Consider the following 25,219-nt stretch of genomic DNA (forward strand, 5'->3'; position numbering starts at 1 on the left):
GGTGGATGCGAGTCGGACGTGAACCTGAGGGAGGCCTGGCCCGTGACTATTGAAAGGAACGGAACGCGGAGGCTGTTGATGAACAAACGGAGGTATGCCCTAGCAATGAGTGCCGGGCCCCTGTACAGCGAGGTGAGCGCATTTCGCGGCGCACCGGGCGAGATCAGCGCAGTCGTCGTGACCACCGACCTGTCCGCGCAGACCGCAATCGACGGGTTGTCTGCCAAGCGTGGCGTGAGGGCACTGTGACCGCGTCGGCTTCCAATGCGCCTGATCCCCGCCCGCCGACGCCGCCGGGTCCGAAGCTTGTACGGGTAGGAGTACTGGCTACGACCCGGCTGGACGAGATTGGTGTCAATGCCCTGATCGAGCGCGACCCTGAGTTGGTGCTCAATCCGCGTGTACAGCTGAGCGAGGCCGATGTGTTGGTGGTGGCCGGTCCGCAATTGTCCGGGGTCCTACTGCGTCAGATCCGCGAAATCATCTGGGGATCAGCCATCGTTGTTGTGGCGGTGGTACATCAGCTAGGTGAGGCCGACCTGTTGACTGCGGTGGAATGCAGGCTGCGAGGCATGCTTTGGCGCGCAGAGGCCACCAGCGAGCGGTTCTCGGCTCTGATCAAGACGGTGGCCGGTGGCAAGGTCGACCTTCCTCGCGAGGTGCAGACTCGCCTGCTTGATGACATCACCGCGCTGCAGCGCACTGTCCTCATGCCCCGCGGACTGAGCGCTTCCGGACTGGAACATCGCGAGATAGAGGTACTGGCCCTGGTAGCCGACGGTCTGGACACCGCGGAGACCGCTCAGAGACTGGGGCTTTCCGAGCGTACGGTAAAACTCACTATCTCCGGTTTGCTAGAACGCCTCGAATTGAAGAATCGCACGCACGCCGTTGCCTATGCCCTGCGCCGCGGTCTGCTCTGAACGGACCGCGGTCGCAGTGACGAGCGAGTCAGATCCTAGACGTCCGGAACGATGACTACCTTGCCGCTGACGTCGGGCGACTCAGCCAAGGTCAGGGCCAGGTCGGTTTCGGAGAGCGGGAACTGGGCGGCAATCTGGGGTTTCAGGATGCCCTGGCACAGGAGTTCCAACACCTTGTTGGCGTCCTCGTGCCACCACTGGCGACGTCGTCTGTTGCGGAAGCGCCCTTCGCACAACGCAAAGTCTCGTGCTCGCCGCCCGTTCGGCACGAGGTTCCAAACGCGAAGGCGGGCAATGTCCCATGAGGCCGGCCACAGGCCGGGTTCGATGTCGTTGCTGGTGGAAAGGCTGAAGTACAACACCAGGGTGCCTGCCTTGCCCACTAGCTTCCATAATTTGACCAGGCGCTCGCCGCCGAGGTGGGTGAAGATGGCCGCGGCCCCGCCGGGTACGAGTTCGTTGATCCGTCTGCCCAGGTCAGGGGCGAAGCAGTCCAGAACCAGAGCGCCTTCGTGGCGCAACCGTGCGTGCTCATGGGCAGGAGCGATAGCGATTACCCGAAGCCCGGCGTGGCGGCCCAACTGAACGAGAGCAGCCCCACAACCACCGCCGGCATCCGTCACGACGATGGATTGTCCTTGATTGACCTTGGCAATTCGGTGAAGCATCTGCCACGCCGCCACCCCATGACTCAGTACGGTCTCCACCGCTGCTGCGTCCAGCTTTTCGGGCACGGGAACGAGGTACTCGGCCTGAACAATGAGATGGCTCGCCCAGCTGCCGATCTTGGTGATGGTCGCGTACCGTCGGCCGATTAGGGCCGGGTCGGTCGAGGGACCGACCGCGATGACCCGGCCCACCACGTCGAATCCCGGGACGAACGGGAAGGCCGGTTGCCCCCGGTGGATGCCCCGACGCATGCTCTGCTCAGCGCGGGAGACACCGGTGGCCTCCATCTTCATGAGGGCCTGGCCGATACCGGGCACAGGTAAGGGGCGCTTCCGGATCTGTAGGGCGCTGGGTTCGACGGTACCGGGCAGAACTATCTGGGTGACCTGGGAGTTTGTCTCGACCATTGGTGCTCCTTGCGGTAGTGCTGGCCGATGCGCAGCTGGGTTCCGGTGCTGACGCGCGGACGTCTGTGCGGGGTCCGGAGCCACTTCGCGACAGTCTTGCCCTTGGGTCCGGGCTTATCCAGGGTGCGCTGTGCCCACCCAAGCGCTCCGGCTGCGGGGCGGGCCGGCACGCAGCCGCCAGCGCGGCCAGGGAAGCATCGGGGTGGGACATAGGAAGACTCCGGGGACCGCTCTCTTGTGACCCAGCCGGGCTCATGAACCATGCGCGTGCACTTAGACCGCCGTCTGTCCCGGAAGGTGACGCGGCGAGGGGGTTGGCAGCTACCGACCGCGTTCTGGGCCGAGCCTGGGCGGAGAGGCCGGGAAAGGCCGAGAGGGGGTGACGATGAATCAGCTGGACGGTCCGGAGACAGGGAAGAATTGGCCCCCGGCGAGTCAAGGCGACCCAGCTCTGAGCCCGCCGATGGCGCAACGACGCCCGGCGAAACCCAGCATGACGTTGTGGTCATAGACCGGGCAGCATCTGACTCAGATCAGCGCGGACCGTCGATTGAGTTGAGCGGGGCCCGGCGACCTTGTCCGATCGCCGGGCCCCGGTCGGTGTGAGCCCAGGAGCCTGGGCTGGCTCGGTTCTACCAGAGCCAGTAGTACGGAGCACTTGACGTGCCCTGGGTGCCGATGCCCAAACCTTCAGCGCTGTTGTAGAACTGGCTGTACATCGGGATCGCTGTCCCGTCCGGTCTGAACCCCCAGATCCGGACCTCGACGGTAGCACCATGGGTGTCAAAGTTGGTCATGAAGCACGGCTCTCCGGGAGCTACCGGGACCATATCGAGACCGCCGGTGGTGGCCAGTACCCCCGGGATAGGTTGCGGGAGGATCTGGATCGAGGAGTGATAGTCCCCCTGGGCGCAAATTTGGATGTGACCTGGCGGAATGGTGGACGCCGAGGCTGCTGGTGCCGCCACCGCTCCGATCACGGCGGCAGCACCTATTGCGGCACAGATTGCCAGGGGGGTGCGTTTGGTCTTCGCGTTCAGCATTGAGTTGTCCTTTACCTGCGGCCGTCCGGGAATGCCTGACAACTCAATACACGAATGCGTTACACCCTTGGATCACCAATCGCGAGTGCGATCGTCGCTGGGGTTAGACGAAGATCCAGACCTGAGACGGTGATGACGTGCAGGTAGAGAGAACGATCTTGCGGCCACGGTCGGTAGAGGCCCCGGTGTTGCTTGAGACGTCCAAGCACATACCCGTGCGAACATTCCGCAACTGGAGTCCGTTTCCGCTCGGCTGGCTGGTGAACATCTGGTTGTCGTTCTTGCCCAGTAGGCAGTCGTAGCTGGTGGCCCAGGTGCCGGCCGCGACGTTCCCCTCGCCCGGCACGTCCAGGCACAGTCTGGTTTTCTCGTTGCGCAGTGCTATAAGAGAGCCATTCCGCAAGGTGCGGAACTGCTGGTTGTCCTTGACCCCGGCGACGCACTCGAACTGGCTCAGCGGAGTGCTGACCCCCACGACACCGTTAGTCGGCAGGTCGGCGCAGAGCCCACTGTTCTGGTTCTTCAGTAGCATCAGATCCGACGTGACCCACTTGGTCTTCTTACGCTTCTTGGCCTTGTGGGGCTTCTTGGCCGCCACAACCTTCTTGTCCTGGGAAGTCTTCTTTTCGTCCTTGTCCTTGTTTGCCGGGTCCGTCTTTAGGGTGGCGGCGGCCGCGTCCCGAAGAGGCTTCGTCTGTTGCTTAACGCTATCGGTGGGTTCCAAGGAGGGCTTGCGTGGTGGCGTCTTTTCGTTTTCGTCCGTGCTGGGAACTGGGACTTGGGGTGTCACCAAGGCGTAGTCAGGCGTTGCCCCGACGGTGTCCGCAGGTAGGGGCTGCGGGAGCGTGGCGTCGCGGCTAGGCGACCCCGCCAACATGGTCGTCTGGTCCTTCCTCACTTCAGGTGCCTTCTGGTCGGTGCCGGCCAGAGCGACCAGCGACAAGGTCCCTCCGACGAGAACAAGCGTTGCGCCGGATGCCATGAGAAGGGTTCGGCGTCGTGCTTTTTGATGAGTGCTGGGGTGGAAAGTCTTCGGGATCTGCACAGATGTCTCCTTGAACAGGTCATCGTGTCGGGCCGGGAACGGCGCCGTTGGCCCGGTCTGGGCTCCGGAGGGCCGGGCAGACACTTTGAAGGTACCTGCGCTGCACTGGCCGGTTGTTCCGGATAATGAACATCAAAGGTAGTGGGTAGGAGAGGTGGAGGACGTTTGGAATCGGGGCGTGGGCAGGTCACTAGTGAATTCCCTGCTGAGGACGTTGGTCCAGACACATGGGTTCTTGGTGGTGTGTCACCACGGCCTGGGGTAGCTAAGTAAAGGAATTCTGCAGATTGGTGAAAATGTGCAGAAGGGCTGCCCTTTACTGCAGGCTCCGGACTCGTGGGGTTCGCTGCTTCGACTGCCGCGCGCCGTACTCGGGGCGGACACGGCCTAGCTTAAGTTTTGAGCGGAGAGGAACGCGGTGATACATGACGCAACATAAGCGTTGCGCGCGAGTCACGGAATCGAACTTGCTATGTGTCCTTAGTGAGCTGATGCGGTACAGAAAATTAGTGTGCAGGGTTAGAGTTGGAACGGTCTCGGTCAGGTGGATGGCGTTACTGGCATTGGAACGGACCTTGTGTAATATTCATCTGGGCGTTGCCGTGTTAATTACTGGCCCGGATGCAGGCGTGAGTTGTTTCGCGTGCCCTTAGCCAGTGGAGAAAATCCTCATATTCTTTTCGCGGCTGGGTCTCAGCGGTGATCGCGCAGCGCATCCGGAAGTTTCCGGGTGATCCTCGGGTGAGAAGTATTTGGTGGACGTCAGTACCTCGCTCTTATCCGGGGAATGAAGATCTCCTGGAGGCGGGAGGTTTCCCATGGTGCACGGAGCCGGGCAGTTGTGGTGTATCCAGATGAGCCGGCCTGCTGGGTCGGCGAAGCATGTCGAGCACTGGCGGTACGAGTGACCTGGGCAATCCACGTTCCCGTCAGGGGATTCATCGCATCTCGAACGCGCGGGCAAGCACCGAGATGAGGATGATGTTTCCTTGGTGCCTAGCCCTGCGTTGGTTGGATGCTCCGGATGTTCCCATCCCGAGCATCCAACTTCACTTCACGCCGCGAGAGCTAGAACGCACTCGTCAGCACTCGCGCAGGCTGCTTGCCGTGTCGTTCCAGCCTTGGTCGCCGAGATTGGCAATCTTCTGCTGGGGGGCAATGGTCAGCTTTTTCCCGCCGAAGTCAACGTGCTCGAAAAGGCAGAAGCTCTTGTCCGAGCGGTTGTAGACGGAAGTGAAGGAATCGCTGACTGCGCCGTCCTGTACGGCAAGGTTCTGCAGGGCTGCCGGCGTTGGCCAGGGACGGTTCCGGTCATGTACGGCGTCGGTCATCCAACCCTTGTAATCGGCGTGCTCCCAGGCGCAAAAGCCGCCAGGCGGGCAGTTGGCGCTGGTCTTGGAGACGGCGCAACGGTGTTCGACCCTTGGCTGGGCATAGGTACCGGTGACCGTTACCTCCTGCCGGCAGTCCTTACCGATGACCTTGACAAGCTGCTCCTTGCCGTTGACTACCTCGGTGACGCGCTTCCACTCACCCGTTTTGGGGTTCTGGATGTGAACGAAGTTCTCGTTGCCGACGGGGGTCCGGCTTGTGAAGCAGTAGCCGGCGTGGGTGACTCCCGCCGTGGCAAACTTCAGGGCGGACGGCTTGGTCTTAGGGTCTTCATAGATCGACGGGTGTCGGAATGCGATTTCTGCGCCAATAACCTTGTTGCACCGCCGATCCCGCTGAGCAGTTTCCCCTGAATCGGCCGAACCAGCCGCTTGGAGCTTGGCGGCCTGGGAAGAAGCGGAGCCCGTGGACCAGGCCGCGGCAGCGGTGGCAGTCTGGGGAAGGGCAGTCACCGCGAGAACGGCCGCCAGGGCTGCTCCCAGCGCAACCACCTTTTTCGGAACGTACACAGACTTCCTCTCGTGTTGTTGGTTCTTGACACAGGCAACACGCCTAGGCAATCGGTGTGGTTCATCTCATTCCGGTGGCGAATGAGGCGGGCTGGCCCGTCAAGGGAGGGTGGCCTGTAGCGGCACCATCGATCGGGTCTGGTCGACTGGCCTCTGGGTCAGGGACAGTAAGCGCTGTTCGTCCAGGCTGCCCGGCCGGGCTCGATAGACGATGAGCTGGTGCCCGGGGGCCGAGAGGATCTCCAGCGCATCGACATGAAGTGCAATGCGCCCGACGGCCGGGTGAAGCACGATCTCGTCCGCGTCGAGGTCCAACCGTACGTCCCGATCAGCCCAGAGGTTTCGAAACACCGAACTACCGGAAAGCAACTCGTCGATCAGTTTTTCTCGCCGAGGAGACCCGATATGGGAGGCTGACATAGCGCGCAGCAAAGCGACACAGTTGTGCGTGATGATTGTCCAGTCACCAAAGAACGTCTGACCGGTTGGGTCGAGAAAAACCATGGTGGCGAGGTTGCCAACCTGCCCCGATGGCTCGAACGGCGAGAACAGTCCTGCTGCAAGATCGTTGGTGGCAACCATATCCAGAATCGGGTCAAGTACGAAGCAGACCGAGTCCGCGATGGAGTTCATTAACTGCAGCACCGAGGCATTCATTGTGACGGGCGCCTCAGGCAACGGCGGAATCCACAGGGCGTTGGCCAGGGAGTACAGGAGCCGTCGCTGACCCGACTCGAGGTCGAAGACCCGGGCGAGCGCGTCCAGAACCTGCGTGGAGGGTCGGGTTTCACGGCCCTGCTCCAACCTTACGTAGTAGTCCACGCTCATCCCAGCCAGATGAGCGACCTCTTCGCGTCGTAGGCCGGGCACCCGTCGCGGTCCGCGGGCCGACAGCCCGGTCGTGGCCAAGGACGTTGCAGCCCGCCGGGATCGCAGGAATCTGCCCAGCTCGCTGCCATTGATCACGGGACGTGAAACTAGATCATCACCTGCGCACCTGCAACCATGGCAATGCGCCACGGTAGGCAGGTGCGCAGCGGCAGCGCCGACTGTCAGAGATAGATCGCCTTCGCTCCGTTATTGCTGTTCCAGGTGTCACTGCCAATGTGCTTGCCGTTGCGAAGGATGTCGACCTGACGCGTGCCCTTAGTGTCGAAATACGCTGACCAGCAGCGGTTGTTGCTGACCAGCGTGCTCAGGATCCCGGTCCGGCCGTTGCTAGGCTGGATCTGGATCTGAGCCGGGGCGGCGCTGCTGACACAAAGCATGAGGGTATTGACCTGGGCTGCTGCCGGCTGAGCGGCTGCCATCACTAAACCGCTAGCAGCGACGGTGCTGACGGTGGCAGCGACGACCCGGTTCCTGGCCTTCGTGGTGAACATGTTCATCCTTCGCGACGAGGTGCGCTTGTACGTACCTGGTGCCACGGGCCGCCGGGCTCAGAAGTTCACCAGGGCGACTGCCTCAGGCTGCTGAACCCACGCTGGGGTGGATGCCGTGATGAACTGAGTGGAGATGATGCGGATCGGCCGCGCAGAGGCGGTGGTGACCCGGCGATGAGTTCCTCACGGACGGCTCTGGCGGGCAGGCCGCCGTACCGGTCGCTGTGGCCGGTCGCGGCGTGCGCCGCGTGTGCACCCGGCCCTGCCCAGCTGGACCCGGCACGCACGGTGAGGGTGCTGATGCAGGCCGACGATCCGGTCAGCCAGGCTGGTCTTTCCGCCCTTCTTCAGGGGCGCACCGGGATCGATCACGTGCTCCCTGGACAGCTGGCCGAAGCTGACTTGCTGCTGAAAGCTGCTGACGAGCTGAGCGTTCCGGTGATGAATCGGCTCAGGTCACTGCGCCCGGAGGACGGGCAGTTGCGTATCGTCCTGGTGCTGGGGCGGTTGGGGGAGCCAGACCTGATGGCGGCGGTCGAGCTGGGGGTTGTCGGGTTCGTCGAGCGTTCCCAGGCTACCGGCGAGCATCTGGCTCGCGTCTTGGCGACCGTGCATCAGGGAGGCACGCATCTGCCCCCGGAGATCCAGGTGCGGCTGCTGGCGGATGTCGCTCGGGTCCAGCGCACCGTCCTGGCTCCACGCCGGCTGACCGCTTCAGGATTGGACGACCGCGAGGTCGAAGTCCTGCGGTACATCGCCGAAGGCCTCGAGAACGCTGAGATTGCTCAGCGCATGCAATATTCCGAACGAACGGTGAAGAGCATCCTGTACTCCCTTACCGAGCGGCTCCAGCTGCGCAACCGGTCACACGCGGTGGCGTTCGCCATGCGCGCAGGAGTGCTGTAAGTGCGTCAACAACTTAGAAACAGTCACGCTGACGACCGGCCTGGGGTCACGAGCCCAGCGGTGGCGAAGGGGGCACTGTGAACACTCAGATGCTCGTGGTCTCCCCGGACCTGAGGGACGCATTTCGTTCCATCGGTCAGGCTCTCAGCAGTGCGCGGGCAGGCGCGGTGATCACTGTTCACCCTGGCCGATATGAGGAAAACCTGGTCGTGTCCAAGATCGTGACCATCACCGCCGAGGAGGGCCGCGGGAGCGTGCGTGTCTCCCCACGCCGGGGCCCGGTAGTCAAGGTCCTAGCCGAGGCTGTGAAGCTGACTGGTCTGGTCCTGGAGGGGCAGGACAAGGAAATCGCTGCAATCGAGATCCTGCGGGGGCAGCTGGCGATGGACGACTGCGAAGTGATCGGTTCCTCCTGGGCGGCGGTCGTAGCCCGGGCCCATGGATCGATGGCGATCCGCGGCTGCCGGGTCACCAATGGAGCTGGGGCTGGGATCGTGGATACCTCAGAAGCCGGCAGCGTGATCGAGGACTGTGTGGTGACGCACCTTGCCACGTCCGCGATCGTGATTGCCGCCCGCGCCAACACCCGAGTGAGCAACAGTACGCTGCGCGACGCCGGAGGGAATGGGATCTGCGTAAACGGTCAGGGCCGTGGAGTCGTCGTGGACTGCGAGATCACCGGCACCGAGAAGCCCGGGATCGCCATGGAGGAGTCCAGCAGCACCCGGTTCTTGCGAACCCGCGTCAGCGATGCATCGGTCGGAGTTTACCTCGGTAGTCAGGGCAGGGTGGTGATGGAGGACTGCGTGGTCACCCGTAGCGGAAGCGCCGGTTTCGCGGTTGCTGCGGGTAGCGACCCGCACCTTCGTCGGTGCCGGGCCGAACGTTCGGGCACCTACGGTTTGCATGTCAGCGCCCGCTCTCGCGGGGTCCTCGAGGACTGTGAATTCACAGAAGCGCGGCTGGCGGGAATATGGGTGGGAGGGATGTCCAGTCCCGCTCTTTCCCGGACGGTGGTCCGCTCCGGCCAAGACACGGGAGTGCTGCTCGATGAGGAAAGCGTGGTGGAGTTCAATCAGCTGCAGGTACGTGACGTTGCCGGGCCAGGAGTCCAGGTCCGGGGGGCTTCCAGCCTGTTGCTGCGCACCACAGAGGTGAGCGGTGTGGGCGGTGACGGCGTTCTGGTCAGCGAAAACAGTCGCGGTCGGTTGGAGGCGCTCGAGGTCAAGGACGCAGGGGGAGCCGGGATACGCGTCGAGGACGGTGCCGCTACGCACCTGAGTCGCCTGACCGTTCACGGAAGCGGTGCGCAAGGGATTCTGGTGGGCGAACGGGGGACTCTGGTCCTGCGCGATGCCGAGGTGAACACCGCAGGCACAGAGGGCATCCTGGTGGGAGCGAATGGCGATCTGTCTGTGACCCGGTTCCTGATCCAGCACAACTCCGGGCACGGCGTCCTGGTCGGTGCCAAAGGCCGGGCGAACCTGAGCGACGGGTCGGCGCAGGACAACAATGGTGATGGGGTGCGGATCGACACAACCGAAGCGGTCTCCCTCTCCGGTGTCAGTCTGACCGGCAACCACGGCAGCGGGCTACGTCAGTTGATCCCCAACGAACGGGTCTCGGTAGAGAACCTGGACAGCCGGGACAACCGTCAGCCCGACGCCCACGGTTCAGCCACCGTGCCAGCCGCCCCGGACGGGCCGGCTGGCACGGTGGCCGAATCCGGGCCCGGTGACCAGGAGGGGCCGTTAGCGAAGCTGCAGGCTCTGGTCGGTCTTGCTGGTGTCAAGCAGCAGGTCTCTTCCCTGATCAATTTAAACTTGCTGGCCCGGCGTCGGGCCGAGGCGGGGATGGCGGCCCTGCCGATGAGCCGACACCTGATCTTCGCGGGCCCGCCCGGTACCGGCAAGACCACCGTGGCCCGGCTCTACGGGGCGGTGCTGGCTGAGCTGGGAGCCCTACGCAGTGGCCATCTGGTCGAGGTGGCCCGGGCCGACCTGGTGGCCCAGATCGTCGGCGGTACGGCGATCAAGACGACCGAGACCTTCAACAAGGCCCTGGGGGGTGTGCTGTTCGTCGACGAGGCGTATGCATTGAGCCCGAACGAGCGTGGCTCCGGCCCGGACTTCGGCCGTGAAGCGATCGACACCCTGGTCAAGCTCATGGAGGACCACCGGGACGATGTCGTGGTGATCGCGGCCGGCTACTCCAGCGAGATGCGCCAGTTCTTGCAGTCGAACCCGGGCCTGGCGTCCCGGTTCAGCCGCACCATCGAGTTCGAGAACTACTCGGACGAGGAACTAGTGACCATCGTGGAGACCATGTGCGCCGACCACGACTACCAGCTCGCCCCGGGAGTCAACGACGCTCTGCGCCTGCACTTCTCACGGATCGTCAAGGACGAGGCGTTCGGCAACGGCCGGGCCGCGCGCAAGACTTTCGAGGAGATGATCGACCGGCAGGCTACCCGTCTGGCCGGTTTGGCCGAGGTGAGCGCGGAAGATCTGCCGCTAATGACATCGGAGGACGTGGGGATCGCCGCGGCGCCGGGGGCGCCGGGTGCGTTCGACGACCGGTTGCCCGGGCTGCTGGCCCAACTGCACGACATGATCGGCCTGGCCACGGTAAAGACCGAGGTGGCAGCGCTGGTCGAGCTGATCTCGGCGATGCGCCGGCGAGAACAAGCCGGGCTGCCAACCCCCGCAATCAGTAACCACCTAGTCTTCGCCGGGCCGCCCGGCACCGGCAAGACCACGGTAGCCCGGCTTTACGGCGAGTTGTTGGCCGCGCTGGGAGTGCTGCCACGCGGGCAACTGGTCGAGGTCAGCCGGGGCGATCTCGTGGGACGTTTCATGGGTCAGACCGCGCAGCTGACCAAAGATGCCTTCGAATCTGCCAGAGGCGGTGTCCTCTTCATCGACGAGGCCTACACCCTGACGCAGACCGGCCGGGCCAGCGACTTCGGCCGGGAGGCGGTGGACACCCTGGTCAAGCTGATGGAGGACCACCGGGATGACGTCGTGATAATTGTGGCCGGCTATTCCGGTCAGATGGAACACTTCCTGGCCTCGAACCCAGGCCTGGCCTCGCGATTCACCCGGCACGTGGAGTTCGGCGACTACACCGCAGAGGAACTCGTGGACATCGTCGGCCGACACGCGCTCAAAGGTGGCTACGAGCTGAGCCAGGGCGCCCGTCAGGAACTAGCCGGGCACTTCGCCACGGTCAACAGGGGGGAGACCTTCGGCAACGCCCGGTACGCGCGGCAGGTTCTGGAGAACATGATCACCCGTCAGGCCAGCCGGCTGAACCGCATCCAGTCGCCCAGCATGAGCGAACTACGCAGTCTGGAGGCCGTCGACCTGGCGGTAGCGCAGGCCGGGTGAACCGGATGAGCACCCTTGATCGCCGTAGTCGCAGTGGTTGTCACCGGAGCGTCCCGGCGGTGCTCGGTGCGGTTACCGCTCTGATGGCCCTGCCGTTGCAGGCAGTGGCCGTGACCGAACCATCAGCGGCTGATCTGCCACGTGTGACAGCAGTTCTGAGCGACCGAGACCGGTGTGTGACGTCCTCGGTTAAAACCGTCACCGCGCCGTCCCCCCTCACACAGGTGCTCAGACCCGAGCGCACCTGGCCGCTGACCCGCGGCGAGGGAGTAGTGGTGGCGGTGCTCGGCACCGGCTTCGACGTCAGCTCCCCCCATCTGAAAGAACAGGTCACGTTGGGAGAGAACGAGGTGACCGGAGGACGGGTCGGGGTCGACTGTGTGGGCCACGGCACCTTCATAGCCGGGCTCATCGCCGCACGCCCCCGCACCGGCAGCACTGTGACCGGAGTGGCCCCGGGCGCCCACATCTACGGCATTACGGTCACCGACGACACCGGCGCGACCGGCCCGGACGTGATCGCGAAAGGCATCCGCTCGGCGGTACGGGCCAAGGTGAAGATCATCCTGGTGTCCGTGGTCGCCTCCCGCTCCAGCGCGAACCTCCAGGCGGCGGTGCAGGACGCCGTCGACGCCGGAGCACTGGTCATCGCGCCCGCGGTCGCCGACGACCAGACGCTCGAGGGCCCGGTCTACCCGGCTGCCCTCGACGGCGTTCTCGCAGTGAGCGACCCGTCGGCGGGCGCGGCGGCGAAAGACTTTCTGGCTCCTGGACAGGCGGTGACCAGTGTGTGCCCCGGAGGGGTCTGTGTCGGCACAGGAGCGGCGTACTCGGCCGCTGCGGTTGCCGCGACTGCAGCGCTGATGGACTCTTACCATCCTGGCCTCACCCGTCACCAGCGAATTGGGCGTCTCACCGAGACCGCTTATCCGATCGAAGTCGGGTCCACACGATCGTCCATTGTTGGTCTGATCGACCCGTACGCGGCAGTCACCGCCGTGCTTCCCCAGGAAATCGGTACCGTCGATCAGGCCCCGGTCGCCCCGCCGGTCACCCCCATGCCCCCACCGCCGGCCCAGCCTGCCTGGGACAGGGCTCTGATCGTGGCGGGCGCCGGGCTGGCAGCCCTAGCGCTGGCCCTTTGGGGCGCAGCAGCCCGGCGGGCTCGGCTCAAGCGCGAGGAGTAGGAGGGACCGTCCGGACCCGGCAAGCAGGCCCTGGACGGTCCCTGTTCAGCGTCCGGCGCTCGCCGGCTCGGGCAGCTGCGACGTCTGGATCTGCACGGAACCCCGGCGTGTGACGTAGAGCGCCCGGCCCGGTGGGAGCTTTCGGGGTTTCACGTTGGCGACGAACGCCCCCTCAGACGGCGGGGTCGACAGCATGACGGCAGCGGTGTTGTTCTCCAACAGCTTTCGGATCAGCGGATCGCTCATCGCTCGCCCGATGCCGTTGGCGCTACGGGCCACCACCATGTGCAGGCCCACCTCGCTGCCCTGGGACAAGAACGGCAGGAGCGGCCCGAAGGGATTGTCGCCCAGCCCGCCAGAGATCAGTTCCAGGTCGTCGACCACGAAGAACATCTGAGGGCCCTTCCACCAGTCCCGAAGGCGCAGACGTTCGGGGGTGACGTCGGTGCCGGGCATCCGGTCCTGCATGGCCCGGGCGGCCCCACCGACGATGTCCTTGACCATGTCGGTCGACACAGCGTAGGCCAGCCGGTGGTCCTCCGGGACCGCCCCGTGCAGCTCGCGGCGTACGTCGACCAGGGCGATGCGCGCCTGGGCCGGGTCGTACCGCTGGGCCACGGCCCGGGCCACCAGTTTCAGCAGGTTGGTCTTGCCCGACTCCAGGTCACCGATCACCAGCAGGTGCGGGTTCCGCTCGAAGTCGTGCCAGAAGGGCAGCAGTTCGTTCTCTTCCACCCCCAGCGCCATCCGCAGGTCGCCGTCCGGCGGGGGCAGCAAGCTGGCGTCGTGCACCGTCGGCAGCATCCGCACCGGAGGGGCGCTCGGCCCCGTCCACCACTCCCGGATACTCTCGACCATCGCGGTGGTGCCCGCGCTCAGGTCATCGGTGGTGGTGCGCCCGTCGATACGGGGCAGGCCCACCATAAAGTGCAACTGCTCGTCGGTGATGCCGGCGCCGGGCTGCTTAGGTACGGTGCGCGCCGCCCGCATGTTGATCATCGAGTCGATCGCGTCGCCCAGGCGCAGTTCGAAGCGGGTGCCGAGTTGGTCGCGCAGGGCAGTGCCGATCTCGCTCCACCGGGTCGCGGCGACGATCACGTGCACGCCGTAATTCAGACCTCGATTGGCGATCAAGGTGAAGGCCTGCACCATGTCGTGGAAGTCTTGGCGGACGGTGTTCCAGCCGTCCACCACTAGAAAGACGTCACCATGCGGGTCCACCACCGTGCCTTCGGCACGCAGCCGGCGGAAGTCCTCGACTGAGCTGATCCCGTTCTGTGCGAAGAGATGCTCCCGACGGCTGATCAGCTGCGTGACCTCGCCCAGGGTGCGGTTCACCCGTTCCAGGTCGTGCCGGCCGGTGACCCCGCCCATGTGCGGCAGGTCGGACAGCGACGACAGCGAGCCGCCGCCGAAGTCCAAGCAGTAGAACTGCACCTCCTGAGGGGAATTGGTCAGGCTCAGACTTGCGATGAGCGTCCGGATCAGGGTGCTCTTGCCGCTCTGCGGCCCACCGGCGATGCCGACGTGACCGCCCTGCCCGGACAGGTTCGCCACCAGCAGGTCGCGGACCTGTTCGTAGGGGCGGTCGATCAGCCCGACCGGGACTGCGAAACGACTGGGCCCCCGCTCAGTCAGGGTGGTCAGGCCCCGCTCGGGGTCAGGTGCCAGCGGAGGCAGAAGCTCGTCCAGAGAGGGCGGCACGGTCAGCGGAGGCAGCCATACCTGGTGGGCAGGCGGGCCGGAGTGCTGCAGCCGAGCCACCGCCGCCTGCAGCAACGTCTGAGCCTTCGTGTCGCCGTTCTCTGGCTCGGCCGGGCCGGAAGGTTCGGGCTCAGCGGGCACCTCGACGAAGTCGGTTCCGTAGAGCACCACCTTGGTCGCGACTACGGCTGCCTCAACTCGTTCGCGGGCTCGGTAGAGCCCGGACACGTAGGCGGCCCGGAACCGGCTGAGAGTGGTGACGTCGGTGCGCAGGAAGCCATTGCCGGGCTGCGGTGGCAGTTGGTAGGCGTCCGGGACGCCGAGTACCCCACGGCTCTCCATGGCTGAGAAGGTGCGAAGGCCGATCCTGTACGACAGATGCGACTCCAGCTGATTGGTGCGGCCCTCGTCCAGCCGCTGCGAGGCCAGAAGCAGGTGTACTCCGAGACTTCGCCCCAGCCGCCCAATCATCACGAAGACGTCCATGAAGTCCCGGTGCGCGGCCAGGAGTTCGCTGAACTCGTCGACAACGAGGAAGAGACTGGGCAGTGGGGTCAGCGGCGCCCCCTGCGCCCGGGCCGTCTCGTAGTCGAGCACGGAGCTGTAGTTTCCGGCCGAACGCAATAGCTCCTGACGACGCATCAGCTCACCCTGCAGCGAGTCCTTCATCCGCTCCACCAGCGAGGACTCGTCGGCCAGATTGGTGATCACCGCGGAGGTGTGCGGCAGCTGATCCAGACCCAGGAAGGTCGCACCGCCCTTGAAGTCGACTAGGACGAAGTTCAGGGTTTCGGACGAGTGGGTCAGCGCCAGCGCCAGCACCAGGGTGCGCAGCAGTTCCGACTTGCCCGAGCCGGTCGCGCCGATGAGCAGGCCGTGCGGCCCCATGCCGCCCTGCGCGGCTTCCTTGATGTCGAGTTCCAGGGGTGTGCCATCACCAGTGACGGCCAACGGCACCTTCAGTCGTCGGCCGGAGTCCTGCCACTGCTGCCAGAGGTCCTCCACCCGGTGAGCGCCCAGGTCATCGATCCCGAGCATGGTGGTGAGCTCGACATCGGTGGACATCGGCTCGCCGGACTCGGTGGAGGTGCTGATCCGGTAGGGCGCCAGCTGTCTGGCCAGAGCGGTGGCCGGACCGGTCTCCACGACATCGGGGACTCCCAGCGCAGTCGCCTTCTCAACGCCGTTGGGATCGGTGTCGAGCATCTCCAGCCGCGCCGGCGACACACGCAGCACCAGATTGTCGCGGGCCGGGCGCCCGGCACCCGCAGCCAGGTCGATCAAGACGGTGTTGCGGTAGCCGCGGGTGAGAAGTCGGTCGCCAGCCGGGACCGGACTGTCGCTGTCATGGACCACCACGGTGAACGGTTCCTCGGGGCTCGGAGTCGAGTCCGGGTCGAACGTGGCCCGCCCGGCGAACTCTGGGCCAAGAAGGTGTTCCAGCCGACCGGGTCCGGTGGTGATCAACCGGACCGGTCCTGCCGCATCGCTCTCGTGCCGGTGCAGGGCGTGCGGCAGCCACTTGACCCAGTCCCAGTCCGGGTGACGGGCCTGTGGGGCCACGATAACGATCTGTAGGTCATCGGGGGAGTGGAAGACCGCAAGTTGCAGTAGCAGGGCTCGCACCAAACCGCGCGCTGTGCTCCGGTCCGCATCGTCCGGCACCCGTAGCACCAGACGCGGATAGGCCTGCAGATAAACAGCGATCGGCTGGTCCAGAACACTGGAATAGGCGTGAATGAACCGTCTCAGCGCATGGGCGCTGAGCGGTTCCAGATCCTCGACCGGCTTGGTCTCCACCGGTGCCAGCGTCAGGCTCAAGCGCTGAGGGCCGCAGCCGATCCGGACCTCGGTGAAGTCGGGGTGAGCCGGCCGACGTTCCCACAGCCGCGATGTACGCACCACCGAGGCCAGCGCCTCGGCCTGTGGGTGCCGCCAGGCCTGCGCCTCGCGCTGCTGATCGATGCTCCTGCGCACGCGGCGGCGTAAACGGGACAGGTAGCGCAGGTAGTCGCGACGTTCCTCGCGCATCTTGTGCTTGCGGTCCAGCGACGTACGCAGCACCTGCACGAACAGCATGGCCACGGCCGAGAGCCCCATCAGGCCCAGGGCGAAGTAAACCAGAGGGCCGTTGTCCCCCGGGCGAACAAAGATCAACACCATGCCCATCGAGCCCAGCGCGGTCGGTGCGTACATGACCATGGACGAGAGGCTGTCCGGCTGTTCGGGCAGCTCCGGTGGTTCCTGCAGTTGCAGTTCGCCACCGGGTATCTCCGGCCCGGGCCGGCGTGTTGGACGTTTGAAAAGGATGATGCTCACGACAGATCCGCCTCCTTCGATCCGCGCTCATCCTGCCGTCCGTCGTGCGCGCGGTCACGGGTGAGCCAGGAAACCTGCCCTCAGGGGTGGACCTGGCCGTACACGAAGCCAGAGGTCATCCAGGCTCGGCTCATTCGCTCAAGCAATAGCGGACGCTGTGCTGCAGAGACCGGAATGCATTGATCCGGCCGTAGTTCTCGAAGCGTGCGGAGGCAGACGTGACCATCTCGGATACGTCCCTAGTCGACCCGCCCACCGGCGCCGGTCCGGCCGGGGCGATGGCTGGCCTGTGCCGGCTCACCGTTCATGGCCCCGGCCGCCGGTTCGACCTGGCGGTACCGACCGACATTCAGCTGGCCGACCTGATGCCCACCATCGTCGGCCACGCCGGTGAGGGCCTTGACGAACAAGGGATGACGCAGGGCGGGTGGGTGCTACAACGGCTGGGCGCGGAGCCCTTACCCCCGGCCCGCACTGCGGCGGAACTGGAACTGCGCGACGGTGAGGTGTTGTATCTGCGCCCTCAGCAGGCATCGCTACCACCAGTGCACTTCGATGACCTAGTCGACGGCGTCATGAGCACACTGAGCACACGGAGCGACACCTGGCAGCCGGAGCTGACCCAGCGTCTGCTGCTCGGCGTCATGCTGGCCGTGCTGCTTCTGGCGGCCGCCTGCCTGCCACTGGTCATGCCTCCGATCGCGGCTGCGGCTAACGGCTACGTGGTCGCCGCGGTGCTTTTCGGCGCTTCGGCCTCGGCCGTGCACTCGTTCGACCAGACCCGGCTGGGACACGTCCTGGCCCTGGCCGCCGTCGTCCACGTCGTGGTCGCCGGGGCAATGATCCCGTTCGGCGACGACCTCGCCGGTCAGCACCTGCGCCTGCTGGTGGTCGGCATGCTAGCCGCAGCTGCTGCCGCCGTCGCCTTCGCGGTCACCGGCGCCGCGGCGTCGACATACCTGGGCATCGGCACTCTGGGACTGCTCACCTGGCTGGCCGGTGCCCTGGTGTCCAGCAGTTTTCAGCACACCGCCGCGGTTGTCGGTGCTGTGGTGGTGCTTCTGCTGGCCTTCGTCCCAGGCTGGGCGTTCTGGCTGTCGGGGCTGCGTCTGCCGCCTTTGCCGGCCAACGCCGATCAGTTGCAGGACGGGATCGAACCGCACCCGAGCCAGAACGTAATCGAGCGTTCGGCCGTTGCCGACGCCTTCCTCACCGGCCTGCTGTTGGCTCTGGGAACGGCGATGACGGTCGCGGTGCTGACCCTCGTGGTCACTGCCGACGGGATCTCGGCACGGCTGATGGCCGGAGCGCTGAGCGGCCTAATCTTGCTGCACGGCCGCAGCCTGGGCGGGACCGGGCAGCGTCTAGCCGTCATCGGGCCCGGGCTAGCGGGTCTGGCCGCGCTGGCCGTGAGCTACCTAGTCCTGACCGAAGGGCTGGGCCCGATGTTCATGGCGAACCTGCTCTGGATCCTGGCATTGGGCCTGGCGGTGGCCTCTGGCACCATTCCCGGGCGCCGGATGGTGCCGCACTGGGCCCGGGCGGGCGAGATCCTGCACACCATGCTGGCGATCAGTCTGCTTCCATTACTGCTGCTGTGCCTCGGGGTGTTCACGCGCCTGCGCGGCCTGGGCGGGTGAGCCGTGCAGTCACGTAAGGACCAGGTCCAAGCGCACATGTTCGTGATGGGACGCCTCTCCTCCGGGTTGCTGCGCCTGGAACCAGACGGTCTGGATCAGCCGGTCACTCGCACCAGTCGGGGCGCGCTGGGCGGCATCCTGGTGGCAGCGCTCGTTTGCCTGGTGGTAGCCCTCTTCGGTTTCGTTGTGCCCGGAGGAAACACCAAGTGGCAGAAGAGTGGCACCTTGGTACTGGTCGAAGACACCGGGGCCCGTTACCTCTCGATCGACGGGGTCCTGCACCCGGTGCACAATCTGACCTCTGCGCGCCTGCTGGCCGGGGGAAACCTGACTGTCTCCTCGGTGAAGTCCAAGTCGTTGCGCGAAGCCCCGCGGGGCCCGGCGGTCGGCGTGGCCGGTGCCCCGGACTCGCTGCCGGCGCCCGAGAACCTCGACGGTCAGGTCTGGACCGCCTGCGCCACCTGGAGCGTCCAGGCCACCGGCATCGTCAAACCCGGTCTCTCTCTCGTGATCGGTGCACCTCCCCAGGGCACGGGGGTGAACAAGGAATCTGCGATCGCCGTGGCGGGCCCGGACGGGCACGAGTACCTGCTGTGGAACGGCAGCCGTCTGCGTCTGCGGTCGTCGAAGGACGTACGTCAGGCAATCGGCGCAGGCGCGGCGGAGTTGCCCCCGGTGTCGGCGGCCTTTCTCGGGGTGGTCCCGGCCGGTCCTGACCTCGGGGTGCCGGTTACCCCTCGGGCCGGGCAGGCAGGGCCCACCCTGGCCGGGCAGCCGACCCGTATCGGGCAACTGTTCGCCGACAGCCGACAGAGCCATTATCTGCTCACGAGTGAGGGCCTGGTCGCTCTGACACCCTTGCTCTTCGCGCTCTATCGAGCGGATTCGCGCACGCAGGCCGAAGCCTACGGGGGTCAAGCTATTGCCGTAAAACAACTGGGCCCCGGGGATGTCAGCCAGCACCTAAACCCCGAACAGTTGCAGGAAACCGGGAACCTCCCGGCCACGGTGCCCGAAATCGTCAGCCCTGCATCGACCCAGGCGCTCTGTGCCGAGGCCCGGATGACTGCCGGCGGAACGATCACGTCCTTCGTCGTAACCGAGCCCACCGCGCCTGCGGGGTCACCTCCGGAAGCGGGAAGTGCGATCACGCCGAGTTGTCTTCCCGCGCAGTACATTCAGGTGGACCCGGGCCATGGGGTGCTGGCTGCCGACATGCTTCCTGGCGGCACTACCGGCAGCGCCTACCACCTGGTCACCGACAGCGGCGTGAAGTATGCCCTAGCCTCTGAAGATGCCATGGCAGCACTGGGATACGCGCCTGATCAGGCCATGACGGTCCCCGGTGCCTGGCTCAACCTGTTGCCCACCGGTCCGGTTTTGGACGACCGTGCTCACTCGCAGGCGGTCGGTGAACGGAGACGGGCCTGCATCTAAAAATAGCGAGATGCCCGCGGTGGTCGGTGAACTGGATACGGCAGGCGCTCGTGGTACTGGTGTGGAATAACTACATCGGCCACTACACTGGGAGCTTTTATGGCTGTCGCTCAGACTTTTCAGAAGAACGATGCCGGGCTCAGGGCCCTCAACCAGGCCTTGGACACGCAGGTGGAGCACATGCGTGCTTCCAACCAGGCTGTGGGGCAGCTGATTGATGAGGTCAATCGGGATTTCCAGGCTGACGCCTCAACGACGTGGCAGAACAAGGTGGGGGAGTGGCAGCAGAACTATCAGCAGGTGACGCGGTTGGTGCGAGAGGTGACGGATCGCCTGCTGGTGGCTGATGGGGCCATCAATGCTGCCCATGATGAGGCTATGCAGATGGGCAGCAGCATGGACAGTGGTCCTGCTGGAGATGCTGTTTTCAACGCGCTGAACAACAGCTGATCTTGATTTTGAATCTACACCTGGAAAGGGAATTTCGATGAGTGATGTGCGGATGTTGAACCAGGCTCTGGATGCAGACATCGACGAGATCGACAGGCAGGCCGAGAACATGATGCAGGCAATCGCCGAGTTCACGTCTCTCGTGCAGGCCAACCTGGAGAACTTTCAGGGTATGACGGCCGAGGAGCTGACCACTCAGTGCAATGAGCTGAACCGGCTGGCCGGCGGCATGGCCAACACTTTCAACAATGCGGGAGACACCCTGACCTGGATGATCCAGAAACTGAACGATGCCGATCGTCGGGGCGGGGTCATCGTCGCTGGCTAGGTCGGCGGCTGAGTCTGACTTGATCGGAACCAAGGGAGAGCAGCCGATGGGTGACAATGCCCTTGAGGGCGGCAAGGTCGTGAAGATCAGCACCGACTTGCTCAAGGACTTCGCGACAATGAACCTGCAGTCTTTCATCGACGAGTTGAAGGGCAATCAGGTCATCGATGACCTGAGCCTGTTCGCTTCTGGATCCACTGGCGGGGTCTCTCCGAACGGCTCGTACGCGCAGGTACTTCCGGCCAACACCGAGAAGGGCGAGCTGGCCAGCGCCAAGAAGTTGCAGGCTGACTTCCAGGCCCTGGCCACGCTGGTGGATGAGGCGGTGCAGAACCTGTACCGGGCCACGGTGCAAATGCAGAGCAATCTAAAGCTGGTGTCAACGGTGCTGACCGATGCTTCAGACGAAGCGGAGCTGACCGCCGCGGAGATGCAAGAGGACCTGGCCAACGTGGACGTCGACGGAGCTGCTGCCGGTGGAGGAGCTGCGGGCGGTGGAGGCGTTGGTGGGAGAGCTGGCGAAGGGGGCGGCGGGCCGGGTGCTGGAGGGAAACCGGCCCCCGCCGGCACCTGAGACCCGCTAGCTAAATCTGGTCTACCTCTGAGAAATAAGGACGCTCATGCCGCTCGACAATTACACGGAGATCCTGCAACTTTTCGCCGGATCGGGCCAGGACGTGACGAATCCTGCGGACGTGATCACGGGTGGCAAGGAGGAGACGCCGTGGATCGCCGCGGGCGGCTGGCACGGGCAGCCTGCAGAGGGGGAGGCCCCCGATCCGCCCGAATGGTTCCGTGTCATGCGTTTGCAGTATTCCTACACTATCGCGGTCGCCGGTGGCAGAAGTCGTTCCATTCGCTATAGCAGTGAGGTTGGTGAATCTCATAAGGAGGAGCTCGAGCACTTCACCTATTTTCTTGGCTTCGATCCCGACAAGTCGTACTTCGAGGCCAAGGATGCGCCTTACCAAAAATTCTTGAGCGCCCCCGGTGAGATCCTGTTACCCATATACCTGCAGACCGGAAACAACGTCACCAGTCCAAAGAGCCTGCTTGAAGCCAGCACCACGATCATGGCTACGGGTGCTTTGCTGCAGAACTGGGGGCACGCTTTCAAGCAGTGGGCTGATGCGCTTGACGTCCCTGACAGTAACTGGTCTGGCAGTGCTGCTGGCATCTTCCGCCGGACGTTGAACAACTTTGCCGGTCGCATGCAGATGATTAATGAGCAGCTTGAGTCGTCTGAGACCTCGACGATGCTACAGGCCGCCGGCTTCCAGTTGATGAGCACTGCGGGGTCACTCTTCGACACTTTCGCCGAGTGGGCGACTCGCTACGAAAACTCACCGCAGGCAGCTCTGGCGGCAGTCTGGGACGACGACATCAAAACGTTCCTCGAGAACGAGGCCAACTGGGAGGCTCCCCCTAGGCACGTTGCACAGGTCGGCGGGGCGCCGAAAATCCAAGTACCTGGCTACGGAGACCCTTCTCAGCAGGCCTTCTGGGATCAACTCATGACCAATGCTCATAAGCGGTGGGATACTTACGTTCAAGCCCTGAACGAGGACCTCACCCGCCTGCTGCCGGCTCTCGACACGGCGTACCAAGAGGCGTACGAACATTTCCCCAATTTCTTCCCGTCATTGCCCGGCAGTGGAGCAGGCGCAGGTGCTGGGGGGGCGAGCGGGGCAGCTAACGGTAATTTTCCCGATTGGGACAAAAACGGGAACGGGTTCCCGGACGCTCAGGAGAACGCCGACACCGACGGTGATGGGACCAAGGATGTAAGAGATCCGACTCCGAACGGAGAACCGTACAGGTGGGATGCGAATGGGGACGGCAATCCGGACTCCCAGGAGCACATCGACTCTGACGGTGACGGGACGATCGACCTTGAGGACAAGACCCCAAACGGCCCGCTTCCTGACCTGAAACTGAAGGTAACCGATACCGTAAAGAACCCGGACGACGCAAACGGAAATGCGATTCCAGATAAATTGGAGAAGAAGGATACCGACGGCGACGGATTCCCGGACCTGTGGGACTCCACTCCCAAGGGTGAGCCGGACGTCAAGACAACCCAGGGCGGGGGGAACGGTCCAGGTGGAAGTTCGCCCGATCTGTATCAGGCCGGGATTCTTGAGCCGGGGCCTGTGCTTGGTGGTTCCGGCGGCGGTGGCGGTGTCCACGTTGTTCCCAAGGGCGCAAAGATCAGCTCGGACGGGACGGTGGTGGGCCCGGACGGACAGCCGTTACTTGACGGCCTCGGCGAAAAAATGATTGTGCCGTCGGGGTCCAAGGTGAACGCCGACGGGACGATCATCACTCCGGACGGCAGCCTGGCCACATCGAAAGCCTCTTCAGGTTTGTCGCTGAACGGTCCAGCGGCGCGCAGTTTCGTCACTTCCACCGGCGCCTCGGGTTCCGGCCTGGACGGTGCAGGCGGTGCCCGATCGCGAACTGTCCCCGACCTCGACGAAATTGCGTTGCCCAGCAGCCGATCGGCTGCTGGCAAGACCGTGATGGGGCCGGACGGTGATTTGGTGCTGGACCCCGGCGGTCGGCCGGTTGTCGTGCCCGAGGGATCGGTCATCACGCCGGAGGGCAAGATCACTGGGCCTGGTGGTCAGCCCATCGTCGACTCCAATGGTGCCCCGGTCTCCGTTCCTTCGGGTTCGGTCCTCACCGGTTCCAGTGCTGTGCTGGGCCCGGATGGCGACCTGGTGCGGGGTGCTGACGGTGATCCGATCGTCGTGCCGGAGGGATCGGTCATCACGCCGGAGGGCGTGATCACCGGACCAGGCGGACAGAGCATTACCGACTCCACCGGGGCGCCGGTTACCGTCCCCTCCGGCTCCGTCCTCACCGGGGTGGAGGCCAGCAGTGCCTCAGGCTCCGGAGCTTTCCAATCGCCGGATCTCGGCAATCCTCCTCCGTTGACGTCCGCTGCCGCACCGCGCACCGCGAACAGCGGCGCTGGCCTCGACACTAAAATCCCGTTGGACGAATTCAGTCCCGCTGGCACACAGGTCTCCTCTGATCTTCCCACCGCGACTCACAGCAGTTCGTCCGGACTGGTGCCGCCGCGCTATCAGTCCGTTCCGCTGAACGGGTTCTCGCCGCAGGGGAGCACGCCGGCGCTGGACGCGCTCACAGCGTCCCAGTCCACGCCTGTCGGCAGCGGCGGCACACCGCTGTCGTCGAGTCTTTCCGGACAGGGCACTCGGGTGACGAGTCCTGCGAGCCAAATGTCTTCCTCATCTAAGGGCATCTTGCCGGAATTCTCCCCGGCGAGCGAGACCCGCCCGGCGCTGAACGCTGAGCAGCAGATGATGAACCGGGTTCCCACCAGCAGCAACGGTTCGGCCGGCCAGGGCCAGATGATGCCGCCGATGATGGGCGGGGGCGGTGGGCCGGGCGGCGGTGGCCCACAGAGTCAGAACGGCTCGCGCAAGACATGGGTGACCGAGGACGAGGACGTCTGGGGCACCGAGATCGCCACCAATTCAGGAGTGCTGGGCCGATGAATTCACCCTTTGAGGACCGCATCGACGAGATCATGTCCCAGTTGCGGCAGCAGCACGTCGAACTAGCGCACGTGATGGACACGTTCGAGGACAGCACCGTTTCGGTGTTGTCGAAGGACCGCATGGTCGAGGTCACGCTGCTGCCCAGCGGGCAGGTCAAGGCCATCAAATTCCACCGTAGGGACTATACCGGTATGGCTCCCGCACAGCTGTCTTCCGTCCTGGTGGAGACGCTCAGCACGGCCTTCACCAAGGCCACCGAGCAGGCGCGGGAGATATTCGGCAAGCAGGCAGCCTTCCCCGCCGAGCTCCGTGAGTCGCTACTCGGCGGCGAAACCCTGCCCAATCTGACCGATGAAGTAGACAGCATCTTCGAATTGCTTGGTATGAAACCAAGGCCATCGGAGAGAGACAAGAAGGAAGGTTTCGATGAGTGAGGGCACGGCGCCTTATGTTCAGATTCCCGGCGATTTGCGGGACAAGCTCTCTCATGTGGATCAGATCAGTGAAGCGGTGCTGGCACTGGCGGCAAAAATCGAAGAGATCAATACGCTGAACAAGATTGCGGCCGGTACTGATGACGGGATCGCCAAGGCCTATCACGCGCAGGTTGACCGACCCACGGAGTATCTCACCACAATGGTCCAGGAGATCGGACGAATTTTCGGTGTCAAGGCCGAGGCAGGTAGCGCAGCAGCGTCTGTGTTGGAGCGCGCTGGAGAAGACGCGCAGGATGCGGCGAGTGCCGATTGGACGGCCGAGAGCTGAGGTATTTGGAGCTCTTGGTGGCCGTTATTGCGGTGGTGTTCGTGTAGTGGTGGTGTTGGTTTAGTTCATGTGATGATTGTTGGGTGGCGTTGTGTCTGTGGAGTATCCTCCGGTTTTGCGGGATTTTCTTGCTGGGTTGGGGATGCGTCCTCCGCAGGCGGATTCGGATTTGTTGCGGGAGGTTGGTGAGCTTT

At 64.4% G+C, this 25,219-nt stretch carries 20 protein-coding genes; 13 read left to right on the forward strand and 7 right to left on the reverse strand.

Annotation, left to right across the window (positions count from 1 at the left end; genetic code table 11):
* The first annotated feature begins 105 nt into the window (after positions 1-105).
* On the forward strand, positions 106-249 hold the full coding sequence (locus tag QSK18_RS35105; RefSeq protein WP_285628717.1) for a hypothetical protein: 144 nt from the start codon (positions 106-108) through the stop codon (positions 247-249).
* Positions 246-923 (forward strand): helix-turn-helix transcriptional regulator, encoded by a 678-nt coding sequence (locus QSK18_RS35110; RefSeq protein ID WP_285628720.1) that lies wholly within the window; start codon positions 246-248, stop codon positions 921-923. The genes QSK18_RS35105 and QSK18_RS35110 overlap by 4 nt, the downstream gene beginning before the upstream one ends.
* A 35-nt stretch (positions 924-958) precedes the next feature.
* Here the strand turns inward: QSK18_RS35110 and QSK18_RS35115 are convergent, their stop codons facing one another.
* The 6 genes from QSK18_RS35115 to QSK18_RS35140 form a co-directional block, all read right to left on the reverse strand.
* Positions 959-1,999 carry an alcohol dehydrogenase catalytic domain-containing protein gene (locus QSK18_RS35115; RefSeq protein WP_285628723.1) on the reverse strand — a complete coding sequence of 347 codons (1,041 nt, stop codon included), beginning with the start codon at positions 1,997-1,999 and terminating at the stop codon, positions 959-961.
* A 632-nt stretch (positions 2,000-2,631) separates the two neighbouring features.
* A complete protein-coding gene (locus QSK18_RS35120) occupies positions 2,632-3,042 on the reverse strand; it encodes a hypothetical protein (RefSeq protein WP_285628726.1) in 411 nt (136 codons plus the stop codon).
* 103 nt (positions 3,043-3,145) lie between these two features.
* Entirely contained in the window at positions 3,146-4,087 is a 942-nt protein-coding gene (locus QSK18_RS35125) for an RICIN domain-containing protein (RefSeq protein ID WP_285628729.1), read from the reverse strand.
* Between the two features lie 1,082 nt (positions 4,088-5,169).
* The gene (locus QSK18_RS35130; protein WP_285628732.1) at positions 5,170-5,988 is read right to left on the reverse strand and encodes a peptidase inhibitor family I36 protein; all 819 of its coding nucleotides are present in this window, start codon (positions 5,986-5,988) and stop codon (positions 5,170-5,172) included.
* Between the two features lie 99 nt (positions 5,989-6,087).
* Positions 6,088-7,008, reverse strand: a complete 921-nt coding sequence (locus QSK18_RS35135) for a helix-turn-helix transcriptional regulator (protein WP_352396731.1) — start codon at positions 7,006-7,008, stop codon at positions 6,088-6,090.
* Positions 7,009-7,040: 32 nt separating this feature from the next.
* Complete coding sequence (locus tag QSK18_RS35140) at positions 7,041-7,370, reverse strand: hypothetical protein (RefSeq protein WP_285628738.1); 330 nt, start codon at positions 7,368-7,370, stop codon at positions 7,041-7,043.
* 300 nt (positions 7,371-7,670) lie between these two features.
* Between QSK18_RS35140 and QSK18_RS35145 the strand changes: the two genes are divergently transcribed.
* The 3 genes from QSK18_RS35145 to QSK18_RS35155 all read left to right on the forward strand — a co-directional run bounded on the left by QSK18_RS35145 (position 7,671) and on the right by QSK18_RS35155 (position 12,852).
* A complete protein-coding gene (locus QSK18_RS35145) occupies positions 7,671-8,276 on the forward strand; it encodes a helix-turn-helix transcriptional regulator (protein ID WP_285628741.1) in 606 nt (201 codons plus the stop codon).
* Positions 8,277-8,365: 89 nt separating this feature from the next.
* Positions 8,366-11,665 (forward strand): right-handed parallel beta-helix repeat-containing protein, encoded by a 3,300-nt coding sequence (locus QSK18_RS35150; protein WP_502894327.1) that lies wholly within the window; start codon positions 8,366-8,368, stop codon positions 11,663-11,665.
* Between the two features lie 224 nt (positions 11,666-11,889).
* Positions 11,890-12,852: a S8 family serine peptidase gene (locus QSK18_RS35155; RefSeq protein ID WP_285628747.1), complete on the forward strand. Its 963-nt coding sequence runs from the start codon at positions 11,890-11,892 to the stop codon at positions 12,850-12,852.
* A 45-nt stretch (positions 12,853-12,897) separates the two neighbouring features.
* Here QSK18_RS35155 and eccCa read toward each other — a convergent pair whose 3' ends face one another.
* Positions 12,898-16,875, reverse strand: coding sequence for a type VII secretion protein EccCa (eccCa, locus tag QSK18_RS35160; protein WP_285628751.1), 3,978 nt, complete (start codon positions 16,873-16,875; stop codon positions 12,898-12,900).
* A gap of 218 nt (positions 16,876-17,093) precedes the next feature.
* Between eccCa and eccD the strand changes: the two genes are divergently transcribed.
* The 8 genes from eccD (at position 17,094) to QSK18_RS35200 (ending at position 25,025) form a co-directional block, all read left to right on the forward strand.
* On the forward strand, positions 17,094-18,515 hold the full coding sequence (gene eccD, locus QSK18_RS35165; RefSeq protein WP_285628754.1) for a type VII secretion integral membrane protein EccD: 1,422 nt from the start codon (positions 17,094-17,096) through the stop codon (positions 18,513-18,515).
* 3 nt (positions 18,516-18,518) lie between these two features.
* Complete coding sequence (gene eccB, locus QSK18_RS35170; RefSeq protein ID WP_285628757.1) at positions 18,519-19,952, forward strand: type VII secretion protein EccB; 1,434 nt, start codon at positions 18,519-18,521, stop codon at positions 19,950-19,952.
* A gap of 99 nt (positions 19,953-20,051) precedes the next feature.
* Positions 20,052-20,402, forward strand: coding sequence for a hypothetical protein (locus tag QSK18_RS35175; protein ID WP_285628760.1), 351 nt, complete (start codon positions 20,052-20,054; stop codon positions 20,400-20,402).
* A 37-nt stretch (positions 20,403-20,439) separates the two neighbouring features.
* On the forward strand, positions 20,440-20,730 hold the full coding sequence (locus QSK18_RS35180; RefSeq protein ID WP_285628763.1) for a hypothetical protein: 291 nt from the start codon (positions 20,440-20,442) through the stop codon (positions 20,728-20,730).
* A gap of 46 nt (positions 20,731-20,776) precedes the next feature.
* Positions 20,777-21,304, forward strand: a complete 528-nt coding sequence (locus tag QSK18_RS35185; RefSeq protein WP_285628766.1) for a hypothetical protein — start codon at positions 20,777-20,779, stop codon at positions 21,302-21,304.
* 46 nt (positions 21,305-21,350) lie between these two features.
* Positions 21,351-24,257, forward strand: coding sequence for a hypothetical protein (locus QSK18_RS35190; protein WP_285628769.1), 2,907 nt, complete (start codon positions 21,351-21,353; stop codon positions 24,255-24,257).
* Positions 24,254-24,694, forward strand: coding sequence for a YbaB/EbfC family nucleoid-associated protein (locus tag QSK18_RS35195; RefSeq protein WP_285628772.1), 441 nt, complete (start codon positions 24,254-24,256; stop codon positions 24,692-24,694). Before QSK18_RS35190 ends, QSK18_RS35195 begins: the two co-directional genes overlap by 4 nt.
* Entirely contained in the window at positions 24,687-25,025 is a 339-nt protein-coding gene (locus tag QSK18_RS35200) for a hypothetical protein (RefSeq protein WP_285628775.1), read from the forward strand. Before QSK18_RS35195 ends, QSK18_RS35200 begins: the two co-directional genes overlap by 8 nt.
* Positions 25,026-25,219 lie beyond the last annotated feature (194 nt).

Source organism: Kineosporia sp. NBRC 101677 (assembly GCF_030269265.1).
Taxonomy (GTDB): Bacteria; Actinomycetota; Actinomycetes; order Actinomycetales; family Kineosporiaceae; genus Kineosporia; species Kineosporia rhizophila.

Coding starts and splice junctions, on each gene's coding strand:
- QSK18_RS35180 (WP_285628763.1), top strand. CDS start 20,440: ATGAGTGATGTGCGGATGTTGAACCAGGCTCTGGATGCAGACATCGAC.
- QSK18_RS35105 (WP_285628717.1), top strand. CDS start 106: ATGAGTGCCGGGCCCCTGTACAGCGAGGTGAGCGCATTTCGCGGCGCA.
- QSK18_RS35140 (WP_285628738.1), bottom strand. CDS start 7,370: ATGTTCACCACGAAGGCCAGGAACCGGGTCGTCGCTGCCACCGTCAGC.
- QSK18_RS35145 (WP_285628741.1), top strand. CDS start 7,671: ATGCAGGCCGACGATCCGGTCAGCCAGGCTGGTCTTTCCGCCCTTCTT.
- QSK18_RS35115 (WP_285628723.1), bottom strand. CDS start 1,999: ATGGTCGAGACAAACTCCCAGGTCACCCAGATAGTTCTGCCCGGTACC.
- QSK18_RS35190 (WP_285628769.1), top strand. CDS start 21,351: ATGCCGCTCGACAATTACACGGAGATCCTGCAACTTTTCGCCGGATCG.
- QSK18_RS35185 (WP_285628766.1), top strand. CDS start 20,777: ATGGGTGACAATGCCCTTGAGGGCGGCAAGGTCGTGAAGATCAGCACC.
- QSK18_RS35150 (WP_502894327.1), top strand. CDS start 8,366: ATGCTCGTGGTCTCCCCGGACCTGAGGGACGCATTTCGTTCCATCGGT.
- QSK18_RS35200 (WP_285628775.1), top strand. CDS start 24,687: ATGAGTGAGGGCACGGCGCCTTATGTTCAGATTCCCGGCGATTTGCGG.
- QSK18_RS35175 (WP_285628760.1), top strand. CDS start 20,052: ATGGCTGTCGCTCAGACTTTTCAGAAGAACGATGCCGGGCTCAGGGCC.
- QSK18_RS35195 (WP_285628772.1), top strand. CDS start 24,254: ATGAATTCACCCTTTGAGGACCGCATCGACGAGATCATGTCCCAGTTG.
- QSK18_RS35120 (WP_285628726.1), bottom strand. CDS start 3,042: ATGCTGAACGCGAAGACCAAACGCACCCCCCTGGCAATCTGTGCCGCA.